Source organism: Sphingomonas rustica, assembly GCF_039652585.1.
GTDB classification, from domain to species: domain Bacteria; phylum Pseudomonadota; class Alphaproteobacteria; order Sphingomonadales; family Sphingomonadaceae; genus Sphingomonas; species Sphingomonas rustica.
This window is the reverse complement of record NZ_JBDIZK010000006.1, coordinates 274,576-287,107: the sequence shown is the minus strand read 5'-3', so window position 1 is coordinate 287,107 and position 12,532 is coordinate 274,576. Positions and strand designations below refer to the sequence as shown.

At 65.9% G+C, this 12,532-nt stretch carries 13 protein-coding genes; 10 read left to right on the top strand and 3 right to left on the bottom strand.

All coding sequences use genetic code 11. The features are described from left to right. Positions 1–65 precede the first annotated feature (65 nt). Positions 66–548, bottom strand: a complete 483-nt coding sequence (locus TPR58_RS12270) for a (2Fe-2S)-binding protein (RefSeq protein WP_346246957.1) — start codon at positions 546–548, stop codon at positions 66–68. Positions 549–642: 94 nt separating this feature from the next. Here TPR58_RS12270 and TPR58_RS12265 point away from each other — a divergent pair, with 94 nt between their 5' ends. After that, the gene (locus tag TPR58_RS12265) at positions 643–1,443 is read left to right on the top strand and encodes a DODA-type extradiol aromatic ring-opening family dioxygenase (RefSeq protein ID WP_346246956.1); all 801 of its coding nucleotides are present in this window, start codon (positions 643–645) and stop codon (positions 1,441–1,443) included. Positions 1,444–1,450: 7 nt separating this feature from the next. Here the strand turns inward: TPR58_RS12265 and TPR58_RS12260 are convergent, their stop codons facing one another. After that, complete coding sequence (locus TPR58_RS12260) at positions 1,451–2,212, bottom strand: class II aldolase/adducin family protein (RefSeq protein WP_346246955.1); 762 nt, start codon at positions 2,210–2,212, stop codon at positions 1,451–1,453. A gap of 100 nt (positions 2,213–2,312) precedes the next feature. Next, positions 2,313–3,665 carry an MFS transporter gene (locus TPR58_RS12255; protein ID WP_346246954.1) on the bottom strand — a complete coding sequence of 451 codons (1,353 nt, stop codon included), beginning with the start codon at positions 3,663–3,665 and terminating at the stop codon, positions 2,313–2,315. A gap of 334 nt (positions 3,666–3,999) precedes the next feature. Here TPR58_RS12255 and TPR58_RS12250 point away from each other — a divergent pair, with 334 nt between their 5' ends. The 9 genes from TPR58_RS12250 to TPR58_RS12210 all read left to right on the top strand — a co-directional run bounded on the left by TPR58_RS12250 (position 4,000) and on the right by TPR58_RS12210 (position 12,525). Further along, positions 4,000–4,593 (top strand): TerD family protein, encoded by a 594-nt coding sequence (locus TPR58_RS12250; protein WP_346246953.1) that lies wholly within the window; start codon positions 4,000–4,002, stop codon positions 4,591–4,593. A 22-nt stretch (positions 4,594–4,615) separates the two neighbouring features. Then, positions 4,616–5,800 (top strand): TerD family protein, encoded by a 1,185-nt coding sequence (locus TPR58_RS12245; protein ID WP_346246952.1) that lies wholly within the window; start codon positions 4,616–4,618, stop codon positions 5,798–5,800. Between the two features lie 25 nt (positions 5,801–5,825). Continuing rightward, the gene (locus TPR58_RS12240; protein ID WP_346246951.1) at positions 5,826–6,908 is read left to right on the top strand and encodes a DUF475 domain-containing protein; all 1,083 of its coding nucleotides are present in this window, start codon (positions 5,826–5,828) and stop codon (positions 6,906–6,908) included. A gap of 101 nt (positions 6,909–7,009) precedes the next feature. Beyond that, entirely contained in the window at positions 7,010–7,588 is a 579-nt protein-coding gene (locus TPR58_RS12235) for a TerD family protein (RefSeq protein ID WP_428835712.1), read from the top strand. 73 nt (positions 7,589–7,661) lie between these two features. Beyond that, complete coding sequence (locus tag TPR58_RS12230; RefSeq protein ID WP_346246950.1) at positions 7,662–8,654, top strand: ATP-grasp domain-containing protein; 993 nt, start codon at positions 7,662–7,664, stop codon at positions 8,652–8,654. A 5-nt stretch (positions 8,655–8,659) separates the two neighbouring features. Continuing rightward, a complete protein-coding gene (locus TPR58_RS12225) occupies positions 8,660–9,781 on the top strand; it encodes a phosphoribosyltransferase domain-containing protein (RefSeq protein WP_346246949.1) in 1,122 nt (373 codons plus the stop codon). Beyond that, positions 9,778–10,551, top strand: a complete 774-nt coding sequence (locus tag TPR58_RS12220; protein WP_346246948.1) for an HAD family hydrolase — start codon at positions 9,778–9,780, stop codon at positions 10,549–10,551. The genes TPR58_RS12225 and TPR58_RS12220 overlap by 4 nt, the downstream gene beginning before the upstream one ends. Continuing rightward, positions 10,538–11,620, top strand: coding sequence for a cysteine protease StiP domain-containing protein (locus tag TPR58_RS12215; RefSeq protein WP_346246947.1), 1,083 nt, complete (start codon positions 10,538–10,540; stop codon positions 11,618–11,620). The genes TPR58_RS12220 and TPR58_RS12215 overlap by 14 nt, the downstream gene beginning before the upstream one ends. Beyond that, positions 11,617–12,525 carry an HpcH/HpaI aldolase/citrate lyase family protein gene (locus TPR58_RS12210; RefSeq protein ID WP_346246946.1) on the top strand — a complete coding sequence of 303 codons (909 nt, stop codon included), beginning with the start codon at positions 11,617–11,619 and terminating at the stop codon, positions 12,523–12,525. The genes TPR58_RS12215 and TPR58_RS12210 overlap by 4 nt, the downstream gene beginning before the upstream one ends. Positions 12,526–12,532: the final 7 nt, after the last annotated feature.

Below are 12,532 nucleotides of genomic sequence, written 5' to 3'. Positions count from 1 at the left end.
TTGGCGTCTAGATGAACCGGTATGTCATCACGCTGAACTGTACTGACAGCAGATTGAAAGCTTTCTCATTCGCCGAAACCTGGAACGTTTTCCTCCCCGCGCGAGATCCGTGCGGCATGCTCGATCGCGGAAACAAGACGCGGGTAAATTCCGCAGCGGCAGATATTGGTCACCGCTTCCTTGATGTCGGCCTCGCTCGGCGATCGATTGTTTCGCAGCAGGATCGATGCCGCCATGACGATTCCGGGGATGCAGTAACCGCATTGCGGGACATTTGCGGCGATCAGCGCCTGCTGGACCGGATGGCTGCGATTTTCGGACAGTCCCTCGATCGTCGTCACGAAGGTTCCCTCCAGCGCGCCGATCGGCTCCTGGCAGGCAAGCCGGGGCGTGCCGTCGATATCGACCGTGCACGCCCCGCATGCGCCAGTGCCGCAGCCATATTTGGTCCCGGTCAGGTTGGAGGCGTCGCGCAGCGCCCATAGCAGCGGCGTGCGCGGGTCCAGCTTGTACTCGACCGGCTTGTCGTTGACGGTGAAACGGGTCATCGCAGCGGTCCTAGCTCCAAAGTGGGCGATCCGAAACGGGTCGTTTCCGTTTCGACGATTGCATGAAACGGCGCAGGTCTCGACATGCGGTGCCATGACCCAACCAACCTTGTTCATTCCCCATGGCGGCGGACCCTGTTTCTTCATGGACCCGGACGGCGGACCCCCGGACCCGATGTGGCGCGCCATGCAGGTCTATCTTGCCGGGCTGATCGACAGCCTTCGGGAGCGGCCGAAGGCGATCCTGCTGGTGTCCGGCCATTGGGAAGAGGCGCAGGTCACCGTCCACCTCGGCGACGGACAGCCGCTGCTGTTCGATTATCATGGCTTTCCCGACCATACCTACCGGCTGAGCTGGCAGGCGCCGGGTGCGCCGGAGATCGCCCTGCGGGCCAGACCGCTGATCGAAGGCGCCGGCTTTCCGGTCGGCGTGGAGCGCGAGCGGGGCTGGGATCACGGCGTGTTCATCCCGATGATGGTCGCGGTTCCCGGTGCCGACATCCCGCTGGTCCAGCTGTCGCTGCGCCGCGATCTGGATCCGGCGGCGCATATCGCGATCGGCAGGGCACTCGCCCCGCTGCGCGATGACGGCGTGCTCATCGTCGGATCGGGCATGAGCTTCCACAATCTGCGCGCGCGCGGGCCGCAGGTGACCGCGGTCGCGGACGAATGGGATGCGGCGCTCACCGCCGCGGTCACGGACCCCGATCCCGCTCGCCGGGCCGATCGCGTCGCGGCCTGGGCCGACCTGCCGCATGCGCAGTTCGCGCATCCGCGTGAGGAGCATCTGCTGCCGCTGATGGTCGCGCTGGGGGCGGGCGGCGCGGATCCCGCGGTGCGCGATTATCGCGACGTCGTGATGGGCTGGGTGGTGTCGGGCTACCGGTTCGGCTGAGGAGCGCTCAATCGCGCCAGCTCTTGTCGGTGCGGTCGACCAGACGGACCATCGCCGCGAAATCGGCCGCGCCGGGCCCGCCGGGGACCTGCGCCATATGCAGGTCACGCTGGTGGACCGCGACCACGTCCTCTGAAATGGCGAGCGGCCGGCCCATCGACAACGTCGCCACCTGGATCTCGCAGGCGCGTTGCAGCGACCAATGCTTGATGAAGGCCTCGGGCAGGGTGCGGCCCATCACCAGGATGCCGTGGTTGCGCAGCAGCATCATCCGCTTGTTGCCCAGATTGGCCAGCAGCCGCTCACCTTCCTCGTCGCGCACGGTCACGCCTTCGAAGTCGTGATAGGCAATCTGTCCGATAAAGTTGCAGGCATAGAAATTGACCGGCTGAAGGCCGCCTTCCAGGCTCGACACCGCCATGCCGGCGGTCGTGTGGCTGTGCATGATGCAATGGGCGTCGGGCAGATGGCGATGGAACAGCGCATGCTGGACGAACCCGGCGCGGTTCACAGGGTAGGGACTGTCGTCCAGTTTGTTGCCGTCGATGTCGATCTTTACGAGGTTCGACGCCTTCACCTCGCTGAAGTGCAGTCCGAACGGATTGATCAGGAACGCGCCGTCCTCGCCCGGTATCTTCAGCGTGATGTGGTTGTAGATCATCTCCGACCAGCCGAGCATGTCGAATACCCGGTAGCAGGAGGCGAGCTGCTGGCGCGCTTCCCACTCGGCTTCGGTGACCTGCGGGCGCGACTGGAGCGCGGTTGCCATGATCCTCTCCTTCGTTTTCGTAATCCCGGTATGCCATGGACCCGGCATCGGCGGCAACCGCCCGAATGTCCGATCCGGCGTCATCCGGCCGGGCGGGTGGTCAGTCTGCGTGGCTTTCACGCCGCTGGGTGAGTTCGGCCACGATCGCGGCATGAGCGTTCCGAGTGAGCGGGTTGAACCACATCAACACCCCCGACAGCGCAAAGAAGCCGATCGGCAGCAGGATGATCGACCAGCGGATTCCCTCCAGCGTGGCCGGGCCTTGCGGGACGTTGGCGACATAGCCGACCGAGCCGAGTGCGACGCCGAGCAGCCCGGTCGCCGCCCCGATCGCGACGCGCTGAAGCAGTGCGGCGACACCGAACACCGTGCCCTCGACCCGAAGCCCGGTGGTACGCTCGCCATATTCGATCGTGTTGGGTAGCATCGCCCAGAAGATGATGTTCAGCCCCGTCATCGCCATCTGCAGACCCATCATGAAGGGGTGGGTGGTCATCGTATCGCCGGGGCGTGCGATCGCGAAGGTCGCGAGGATGGCGACGCCGGCGGTGGTTGCCAGGAACCAGGTGCCTCGATTGCCCAGGCGTCGCCGCGCGAGGATCCAGATCGGTACCGCCACGACCCCTGCCAGGCCCATCATGCCCAGCGCATCCCGTCCCGACGCTTCGTCGTTCAGGAGATACTTGTAATAATAGAGTACCGACTTGTTCAGCACCGTCGACGCCGCGACCATCGCCATCATCGCCGCGCTGAGCGTCAGGAAGGCGCGGTTTCCCGCCAGGCTGGCGACGCATGCAACCAATGATGGCGGACGTGCGCGGTCGGCGACCGGCAATTCTCGAACGGTGATGCCGACCATGACGAGCAGGATCGTTCCGACGATGCCGAAGGCGATCGCGGCAGCGAAATAGACATTGGCGACGTCGCCGGCCGCGAAACCGCCGCCGATCCGCATCAGCCCCTGGGTCACCACGAACAGCGCCGCCGTTCCGAACAGCACGCGCATTCCGGCGACCAGCGCACGGTCGCCGCTGTCCTGACTGATCCGCGCCGACATGGCGAGATACGGCACGTTGACGAAGGCATAGGCGGTGCGGAACAGGATGTGCCCGGCCAGAACGGCGCCCGCCGCCCACCAGATGTCCGGCGGCGGCAGATACATGACCGCGAAGGACAGCCCCAGCGGAGCGGCGCCCAGCACCAGCCAGCGCGAATGGCCCCGCCGCGCTCCCCCCGCATCGACCACCATGCCGGCTATCAGATTGACGATGCCGTCCCAGATCGATGCGATCAGATAGGTCAGCGCGGCGGTCTCGACCGGCAGGCGGATCGCATCGGTATAGTAGAAGAGAAGGAAGAGCATGACGCTCTGCCAGTAGAGATTGAAGGCGAAGTCGCCCGATGCGAACAGCAGCAGGCGCGTTCGCGTCGGTCGTTCCGGTTCGGTCAGCACGGCTGGGGTCACTGTGCCCAGTGGATAATCCGGCGCACGGTGAAGTCCAGCATCCGCGTCGGTGCGTGTCGGCGCAGCGTGCAAGCGCCGTCTCGGACGAACTCGTCGCGAGGGCGGGATTTGGCGTTCTCCAGCGACACGCACGCGCCGGAACCGCAGGTTCCTGAAGGATCAACGGCCAATTCATCCGGCTCAACTCAAGTCGCTTGCCGGGGGCAGGATTTCGGCTAGGCTTTGCGAACCGAGGGCGACGGGGAATGAGCCGGCACGTCAGTGTCCGGCCCATTGGGTTGCGCATGTCCTTTTTGCGTAATGATTAGGGAGAGTATCGAAGATGGCGATCAGTCTTTCCAAGGGCCAGAAAATCTCGCTCAGCAAGGCGGGTGGAGACGGGCTCAGCGTCGTCGCGTTCGGCGTGGGCTGGGACGTCCGCAAGTCGGGCGGCTTCCTGAAGGGACTGTTGGGGGGCGGCAATGACAGCATCGATCTCGATGCATCCTGCCTCGTCTATGCGGGCCGCGACATGGTCGATGCCGTCTGGTTCCGCCAGCTGCGCAGCCAGGACGGCAGCATCCTTCATTCGGGCGACAACCGCACCGGCGAGGGTGACGGCGACGACGAGACGATCGTCGTCCGGCTGAGCGATCTGCCGGCCAATGTCGATACGCTGGTCCTGACCGTCAACAGCTTCACCGGCGAAGCGTTCGACCGTGTCGATAACGCCTATTGCCGCGCCTATGATCACAACAGCGGTACCGAGCTTGGCCGGATCTCGCTGTCCGAGGCGGGACCGCATACGGGACTGGTGCTGGGCGCGGTGCGCAGGACCGGATCGACCTGGGAGTTCAAGGCAATCGGCGAGCGCGCCACCGGCCGGACCTTCCACGACATGTCCGGTCAGCTCGACCGGATCGTCTCGTCCTACTGATCGATCCGAGGGCAGGACCATCATGCAGCTTGGCAAGGGTGAGAAGCGCCCGCTGGCCGATCTCGGCGTCGGCGCGTCGGTGCAGGTGCGCGTCGATTTCGGCCGGGGCGGGACCGACATTGCCGCCTTCGGGCTGAAGACGGGGCGCCGGATCGGGGACGACCGTTATGTCGTCCTGTTCAGCAACCCGTCGTCGCCGCGCGGCGAGATCCGGCTGGCTTCGGATCCCAGCTCCGCACGATTCGACATCGACACCGCGGCACTGCCCGAAGAGATCGAGCGGGTGGTGATCACCGCGACGCATGACGATGTTCCGGTTGCCCAATGCGGGCCCATCCTCGTGACCGCGGGCAATGCGACTTTCGATGCAGGGTCGGTGCTGTCGGCAGAGAAGGCGGTGATGCTGGTCGAGCTCTATCGCCACAATGGCGCGTGGCGGTTCGGCACGATCGCGCAGGGCTTCAACGGCGGCTTGGCCGAACTGATCGGTCATTTCGGCGGTGAGGTCGATGCGCCGCCGGCGCCGTCCCCTGCGCCCGTCGCTGCCCCCGCTCCGGCACCCCGGCCCGCGCCGGTTCCGCCGCCGCCTCCGGCACCCGCGCCGCCGCCCGCGTCGCCGATCAGCCTCCAGAAGATCACGCTCGAGAAGAGCAAGTCGATCAGCTTGGCGAAGAAGGGTGCGTCGTTCGGCGAGATCGAGCTCAACTTGAACTGGAACCAGGGCAAGCGCGGCTTTTTCGGCGGCGGCTCGGTCGATCTCGACCTTGGTTGCATGTTCGAGTTTCACGATGGCTTCAAGGGATGCATCCAGGCGCTCGGCCGCCAGTTCGGCAGCTTCGAACAGGAGCCGTTCATCCAGCTGTCGGGCGACGATCGCACCGGATCGGTGACCGGGGGCGAAACCATCCGGGTCAACGGCCGTTATTTCGACAAGATCAAGCGTCTGGGGGTCTTCGCGCTGATCTATGACGGTGTGCCCGACTGGCAGAAGACCGATGCGGTCGCGACACTCAGGATCCCGGACAATCCGGAGGTCATCGTCCAGATGAGCGAGCATGGCAGCCGGTTGCCACTGTGCGGGCTGGCGTTGATCGACAACGACAATGGTCAGCTGAAGCTGACCAACTGGATGCGGATGTATCGCGACCAGAGAGAATATGCCGACGATATCGGCATCTTCCTGCGCTGGGCCGCAGGACGAAAATAAGTTCGGGGGGAACATGAAGGGCTTGATGAAGAATTTTGGCGGGTCGTTGGTCTTCACCATCGTCTGCCTGATACTGGCGGGATGGATCGGCTGGAGCCAGGGCGGGCTTCAGATGGCGTTGCAGCTCGTCTTCATCGCGGGCGTGCTGGGCGTGATGGAAACCTCGCTCAGCCTCGACAATGCGGTGGTGAATGCGACGGTCCTCAAGGACATGGATCCGGTGTGGCAGCGGCGCTTCCTCACCTGGGGCATCGCGATTGCGGTGTTCGGCATGCGCATCGTCTTCCCGCTGGCGGTCGTCAGCATCGCGGGCTGGATCTCGCCCTGGGCGGCGCTCGACATCGCGCTGACCGATCGCGATCGCTACGAGGCGGTCGTCACCGGTGCGCATATCGGGATCTCGGGCTTCGGCGGCGCCTTCCTGCTTCTGGTCGGGCTCAACTTCTTCCTGTCCGGCGAGAAGGAGCATCACTGGATCCCGTTCCTCGAAAAGCCCGCGGCGGCGCTCTCGAGCATCCCGTTCGGCCCCTATGTTGCTGCATTGGTCATCACCGGGGCCGTGTCGTTCCTGTGCCCGCCGGCCGAGCAGGTCTCGTTCCTGATCGCCGCGGTCTCGGGCATCGCGGTCTATTTCGGCGTCCAGCTTCTCGGCGACATGATGAGCAGCAAGGACGAAGCGGGGCAGGTTGTCCGGTCGGGCGCGGCCGGCTTCGTCTATCTCGAATTCCTCGACGCCTCCTTCTCGTTCGACGGCGTGATCGGCGCGTTCGCGATTACCAACGACATCCTGATCATCGCCCTGGGCCTCGGCATCGGCGCGATGTTCGTCCGTTCGATGACGATCGCGCTGGTCCGCGGCGGGCATCTGGCCGAATATCGCTATCTGGAGCATGGCGCGTTCTGGGCGATCATCGCGCTCGCCGCGATCATGCTGCTCAGCGTGCGCTTCCACATTCCCGAAGTCGTCACCGGCCTGATCGGCGCCTTGCTGATCGCCGCCGCCTGGCGCAGTTCGGTGGCGCATCGCCGGCGCCATCCGGAAGAATATATCGATGAGGAGGACGGCGAGGGCGCGCTTCCCGACGGGAAGATCGTGACACCGAACTGAAACCTCGCCCGAAGATAACCGGTCGCATTCCGGCAGCGACCAGCGACCGCGTGTCGCGATCGCCGGAAACGAAATGAAACGAAACTAGAGGAAGGACGATTATGGCCATCTCACTCGCCAAGGGCCAGCGCATCAGCCTGGACAAGACCGCACCCGGCCTGACGGTCGCGCAGATCGGCCTGGGCTGGGACGTTCGCCAGACCGACGGCGCCGAGTTCGATCTCGACGCCTCGGTCATCCTGTGCGGCCCCGACGGCAAGGCCAAGGGCATCGAGCATTTCTGCTTCTACAACAACAAGTCGCTGTTCGGCGGCGCGGTCGAGCATCTGGGCGACAACCGCACCGGTGAAGGCGATGGCGACGACGAGACGATCAAGATCGATCTCGCGCGCCTGCCGGCAGATATCACGAAGGCGGTCGTGCTCGTCACGATCGACCAGGCCGACCAGCGCCGCCAGTCGTTCGGCCAGGTCGAATCCGCCTATGTCCGCGTCGTCGATGCGGCGAACGGCCAGGAGGCGCTCCGCTTCGACCTGACCGAGGATGCGTCGACCGAGACCGCGATGATCTTCGCCGAGCTCTATCGCAAGGACGGCGGCTGGTCGTTCAACGCGATGGGCCAGGGCAAGGCGGGCGGCCTAGCCGCAGTCGCGGGCATCTACGGCCTCGACGCCGCCTGATTTCAACCTGAACTCGAGACGGGGAGTGGGGCTTGCGCACCGCTCCCCGTCTTCATGCAAGGATCACGACGAAGTGCGATTGTGGATCAATCGGGGATTTTCCATTCGCGAGCTGGCACCGATGATGCTGGCCGCCGACCCCGATCTGGAACTGTTCATGAGCGAGCGGCAACTGCCTGCCGTGTCGCGCCGCGTGACAGGCCTGCCGGAGCCGGAGAGCGTGGCGGAGGTGGCGCAGATTGTCGCTGAGCGGAAGATCGACAAGGTGTGGCCGCAGCGTCGGCACGCCCTGTTCGCCGATGCGCTGGGACCCGAGCGGCTCGAACTGCCGGCCGGCACCGATGCGCTTGCCACCATCGCGAGCAAGGCGGATTTCGCCACGACGCTGGCCAATTGGGCCGACGACTCCGCGCTGCCGACCGAACGCTTCGCCACGCTCGCCGAATTCGACGCCGCCACCGCACGCTTTGCGCCATTCGGCTCGCTGTGCGTGAAGCCCGAGATCGGGGTATTCGGCCACGGATTCTGGCAACTGGTGCCGGGAACCGCGCTGTCGCAGTTGGCAGAGCCCGACCGCCGCGAGATCGATCCCGCGGCGTTCCGCTGGCTGGTGGCAGAGGCGGAGCGCAGCGGGACGCTGATCCCGCATGTGCTGATGCCGTGGCTCCCCGGGCCCGAGGTCAGCATCGACCTGCTGATGTGGCGCGGCGAAGTGCTTCACGGCGTCGCACGGACCAAGACCGATATCGGCGTCCAGCATATCGCCAATGACCATGCGATGTTGCCGCATGCCGCGATGCTCGCGGGACGGTTCGGCCTGAACGGGCTGGCCAGCATCCAGTATCGCAAGGCAGTCGATGGCAGCTGGCGCGTGCTGGAAATCAATCCCCGTGCCGCCGGCGGGATCGTCAACAGCGAACTGGCCGGCGCACGGCTCGTCGAGAGCTGGACGCGCCTGCTTACGGGACGCCTCAAGCCCGCCGAAGTGCCGCGACCCTCGATCGATGCGATCGTTCAGGTGGGCGAGCGACGTGAACTGGCCATCCCCGTTCAGGTGGCGGCGTGAACCTGATGACCCCGCTTCCGCATCGTCACGACTTCGTCCTCGATGCCGGCACGATGCGAGTGGCGATCGATCCCGCCAGCGCACTGACCAATCCTGATCCCGTCTTCGATCTCGCCAGCCGGCTGAACCGGAAGCGTGGTTTCCTGATCGTTTCCAAGCTGATCGGTCGCCATCTTCCGACCCGTCCTCAAACGATGCGCGAGACGATGGCAGCGCTTGCCGGTCAGCTCCCCGATCTGGGCGACGGGCCCGTGCTGTTCATCGGCATGGCCGAAACTGCGGTCGGTCTGGGGCAGGGCGTTCATGCCGCCTGGACGCGCGAGCACAAGGCGCCGGCGCTGTTTCTGTCGACGACGCGACAGACGGCACCCGACCTTGACGTGCTGCTGCGCTTCGAAGAGGCTCACAGCCACGCGAGCACGCACATCGTCCATGTCCCGATTGCCGCAGCCGACCGCGAATTGATCGATCGTACGACAACGCTGGTGTTGATCGACGACGAGGCCTCGACCGGACTGACGATGGACGCATTGGAGGCGGCGTTGCGCGCGCGCCTCCCGGCGCTGCAGCGTGCCTGGCAGCTCGTCATCGCCGACTGGACCGAATCTCGGCCAGGCCGATTGTCGCTGATGCGAGGGGCGATCGAGTGGATCGCCGACGATGCCGCCGGATTCGATGCGCCGGCGCCGACGGCCCGGCTCAATCGGCCGGGCGACACCCTCGCCGGCGCCTCGGCGGCGCGGACGGGCTATCGCCGGCTCGTTCGCGATATGCCGCCGCTTCCCGCATTGCCGGCGGCATCGCGGGTCGTGGTGCTCGCGGATGGCGAGAATGGTTATGATGCGCTGCTGATCGCCGAGCGGCTCGAGGCCGAAGGGCATCGCTGCGTGCTTCAGTCGATCACGCGCTCGCCCGCGGCGCTTGGCGGCGCGATGACCAGCCGGCACGCGTTCAGCGACTCTCACGGCTCGGGCGCGCCATGCTTCGCCTATAATCTTTTCCTGTCCGATCCGGATGCAATCGTCTGCGTCGTCGAGCGCGTCGCGTGCCAGCGTGCGGAACTCGAAGCGGCGGCACGCGATGCCGCCAGATCCGTATCGATCCATGTCGTCGAGGTATCGAAGTGAAGCCTTTCATCCTGACCGATCTCGACGACTGCCTGTTCGGCACCCGCCGCAAGGTGCCTGAGGACCAAAGCGAGGGGCTGACGCTGGCAAGCCGCCTGATCGACGGGTCGCCTTCGGGCTATTTCACCCGGCGACAGAAGCACATGCTCGAAAGCCTGTTCGAACTGGGGACGGTGATCCCGGTGACCGCGCGGTCGCTCGACGCGTTTCGCCGTGTCGACATCGCCTGGCGCGCGGAGGCGGTGTGTGCCCATGGCGGGCTGGTCGTCGCCGCCGACGGGCAGATCGACCGCGACTGGCTGGCCCAGGTCCGCGCGGTCCAGTCGGCCAGTGCGCTGGACGTCACCTCGGCCTATGCGCTGCTGGAAGCCGAGATCGGAGAGGCTGCGGGTTATCGCCACTGGATCGTCGATGAGCCGATCGAGGGAGAGTCGCCGCTGACGCTCTACATCGTCGTGAAGCACGAAGCGCGCGAAGAGGCGGCGCTTGCCCCGCTCGGCAGGGCGATGCGCGCCGCGCTGGGGGATGGCTGGGCGATCCACCTCAACGGTAACAATCTCGCGATCATGCCGCGCTGGCTGGGCAAGCGCTCGGCGGTCCGCTTCCTGCTCGACCGTATCCGCACCGATCACCCGCATGCGCCGGTGATCGGAATGGGCGACAGTCATTCGGACATCGGGTTCCTCAGCGAATGCGATTACATGATGACCCCCTCCCGCGGGCAGATCGCGGAGAGCATTCGACAGGTCGAGCTCGATGCAGCCGCGTAAGGCAGACCCGGCAGCGCCGCGCTTTTCGGGAAGCTATTCGCCGGACGATGTCCAGTTCCTGATCAAGCCCGCGCGGATCGCATTGACCGCGGTCGCGGCCAAGGAGGACGCAATCCAGTCGGGCCGGCTGCATTATTCGGAGATGCTGTCCCCGGAACAGGTGCCCGATGCGCGCTATCTCGAACTGTACGACGCTGCCCTGGCGCGGAACGCCGGGCGGCTGCGCGCCGACATCGAACTGCTCGCCGACCGGATCGTCGACCGGGTCGGCGCAGACCCGACTCTGGTCAGCCTGGCGAGGGCAGGCACGCCGATCGGGGTGCTGCTTCACCGCGAATTGCGGCGGCGCGGACGGGACAGCGCCCATTATTCGATCTCGATCATCCGCGACCGCGGCATCGACGAGGCTGCGCTGGACACCATCCGCGCCGAACGTGATCCCGCGAGCGTGGTCTTCGTCGATGGCTGGACCGGCAAGGGTGCCATCCGCGATGAACTGGACGCCTCACTCGCGCATGTGCCGGACTTCGCGCCAGTGCTCGCCGTCGTGGCCGATCCCGCCGGCGTCGCCGACATCGCCGCGACGCACGAGGATTATCTGATCCCGTCGGGTATCCTCAACGGGATCGTGTCGGGCCTGATCAGCCGGACCGTTTTGTCGAGCCGCTATGTCGGTCCGGGCGATTACCATGCCTGCCTGTACCTGTCCGAGCATGAGGGCGCCGACCGCAGCATCGCCTTCATCGAGGCGATCGAGACCGCCGCACCCATTCCCGGTGTCGGCACGGTCGGGGACCCGGCAACGGTCGCGGCGCGGGCAAGGGCGACGGTCGACCGGATCATGACGGACCACGGCGTCGCCGATCGCAACCGCGTGAAGCCGGGCATTGCCGAATCCACGCGCGCGATCCTGCGGCGCATGCCCGACCGTCTCTTCCTCGCGGCGGGCGACGACCCCGATCTCGCCCATCTTCGTCATCTGGCAATCGAGCGAGGGCTGCGCATCGACGCGATGCCCGACAACTCGCCCTATCGATCCATCACCGTTATCCGGAAAGTCAGCGAATGATGCTCGGCGCGACCCTCTATGCTCCCGCCACGCGGCGGTCCGCGGTCATGGCACTGGTCAGGGGCGAGGTTCAGGGGCTCGCCGCCGGCGTGATCTGCCTCGAGGACGCGGTGCGCGATGACGAGGTCGAGGCTGCGGCCGCGACGCTGCCGATCCTGCTGGCAGCCGCGACCGACCAGGCACCGCCGCTCTATGTCCGGTTCCGCGAACCCGATCTGCTTCGGCGGCTCGCCGATCTCGGCGCGCTGGGCGCGGTGCGCGGCATCGTTGCGCCCAAGGTCGATGCGGCGACGCTTCCCGGCTGGCTCGAAGCCGCTGCGGATGCGCGGCTAAGCGTCATGCCGACGATCGAGACCGCCATCGCGTTCGATGCCGCGCAGCTGGGCGAGGTGCGTGCGATGCTCCTCGAAACCCCGGCGACGATCGACATGGTTCGGATCGGCGGCAACGACCTGCTGGCATTGCTCAACGCGCGGCGGTCGCCGCGGTACACTGCCTATGAAGGTCCCCTGGGCGGGGTGATCGGATCGATCGTCACCCAGTTCATTCCGGCCGGGTTCCCGGTCAGCGCGCCGGTGTTCGAGCATTTCCTGTCGGACTCGCTGCTGGCGGACGAGTTCGACCGCGACATCGACCACGGCATGTTCAACAAGACGATCATCCATCCCCGCCAGGCGATGGTGATCAATCGCGGGTTGATGGTCGGCGAGTTCGAGCTTGCCGAGGCCCATGCCCTGTTGCGGCCCGAGGCGGACGGCGTCTTTTCGGTCAATGGCAGTATGTGCGAGCCCAAGACGCATTCGCCCTGGGCGGAGACGATCCTGCGCCGCGCCGAGCGGTTCGGCGTCAGGGGTGCCGACGATACGGCGCCGGTGTCCGGGCCGGACGTCCGGTTGACGGCATAAGGGGACA

What these genes read in the sequence shown, in the direction of transcription:
- TPR58_RS12270 (WP_346246957.1), bottom strand. Translation starts at nt 548, where the DNA reads ATGACCCGTTTCACCGTCAACGACAAGCCGGTCGAGTACAAGCTGGAC.
- TPR58_RS12265 (WP_346246956.1), top strand. Translation starts at nt 643, where the DNA reads ATGACCCAACCAACCTTGTTCATTCCCCATGGCGGCGGACCCTGTTTC.
- TPR58_RS12260 (WP_346246955.1), bottom strand. Translation starts at nt 2,212, where the DNA reads ATGGCAACCGCGCTCCAGTCGCGCCCGCAGGTCACCGAAGCCGAGTGG.
- TPR58_RS12250 (WP_346246953.1), top strand. Translation starts at nt 4,000, where the DNA reads ATGGCGATCAGTCTTTCCAAGGGCCAGAAAATCTCGCTCAGCAAGGCG.
- TPR58_RS12245 (WP_346246952.1), top strand. Translation starts at nt 4,616, where the DNA reads ATGCAGCTTGGCAAGGGTGAGAAGCGCCCGCTGGCCGATCTCGGCGTC.
- TPR58_RS12240 (WP_346246951.1), top strand. Translation starts at nt 5,826, where the DNA reads ATGAAGAATTTTGGCGGGTCGTTGGTCTTCACCATCGTCTGCCTGATA.
- TPR58_RS12235 (WP_428835712.1), top strand. Translation starts at nt 7,010, where the DNA reads ATGGCCATCTCACTCGCCAAGGGCCAGCGCATCAGCCTGGACAAGACC.
- TPR58_RS12225 (WP_346246949.1), top strand. Translation starts at nt 8,660, where the DNA reads ATGACCCCGCTTCCGCATCGTCACGACTTCGTCCTCGATGCCGGCACG.
- TPR58_RS12215 (WP_346246947.1), top strand. Translation starts at nt 10,538, where the DNA reads ATGCAGCCGCGTAAGGCAGACCCGGCAGCGCCGCGCTTTTCGGGAAGC.
- TPR58_RS12210 (WP_346246946.1), top strand. Translation starts at nt 11,617, where the DNA reads ATGATGCTCGGCGCGACCCTCTATGCTCCCGCCACGCGGCGGTCCGCG.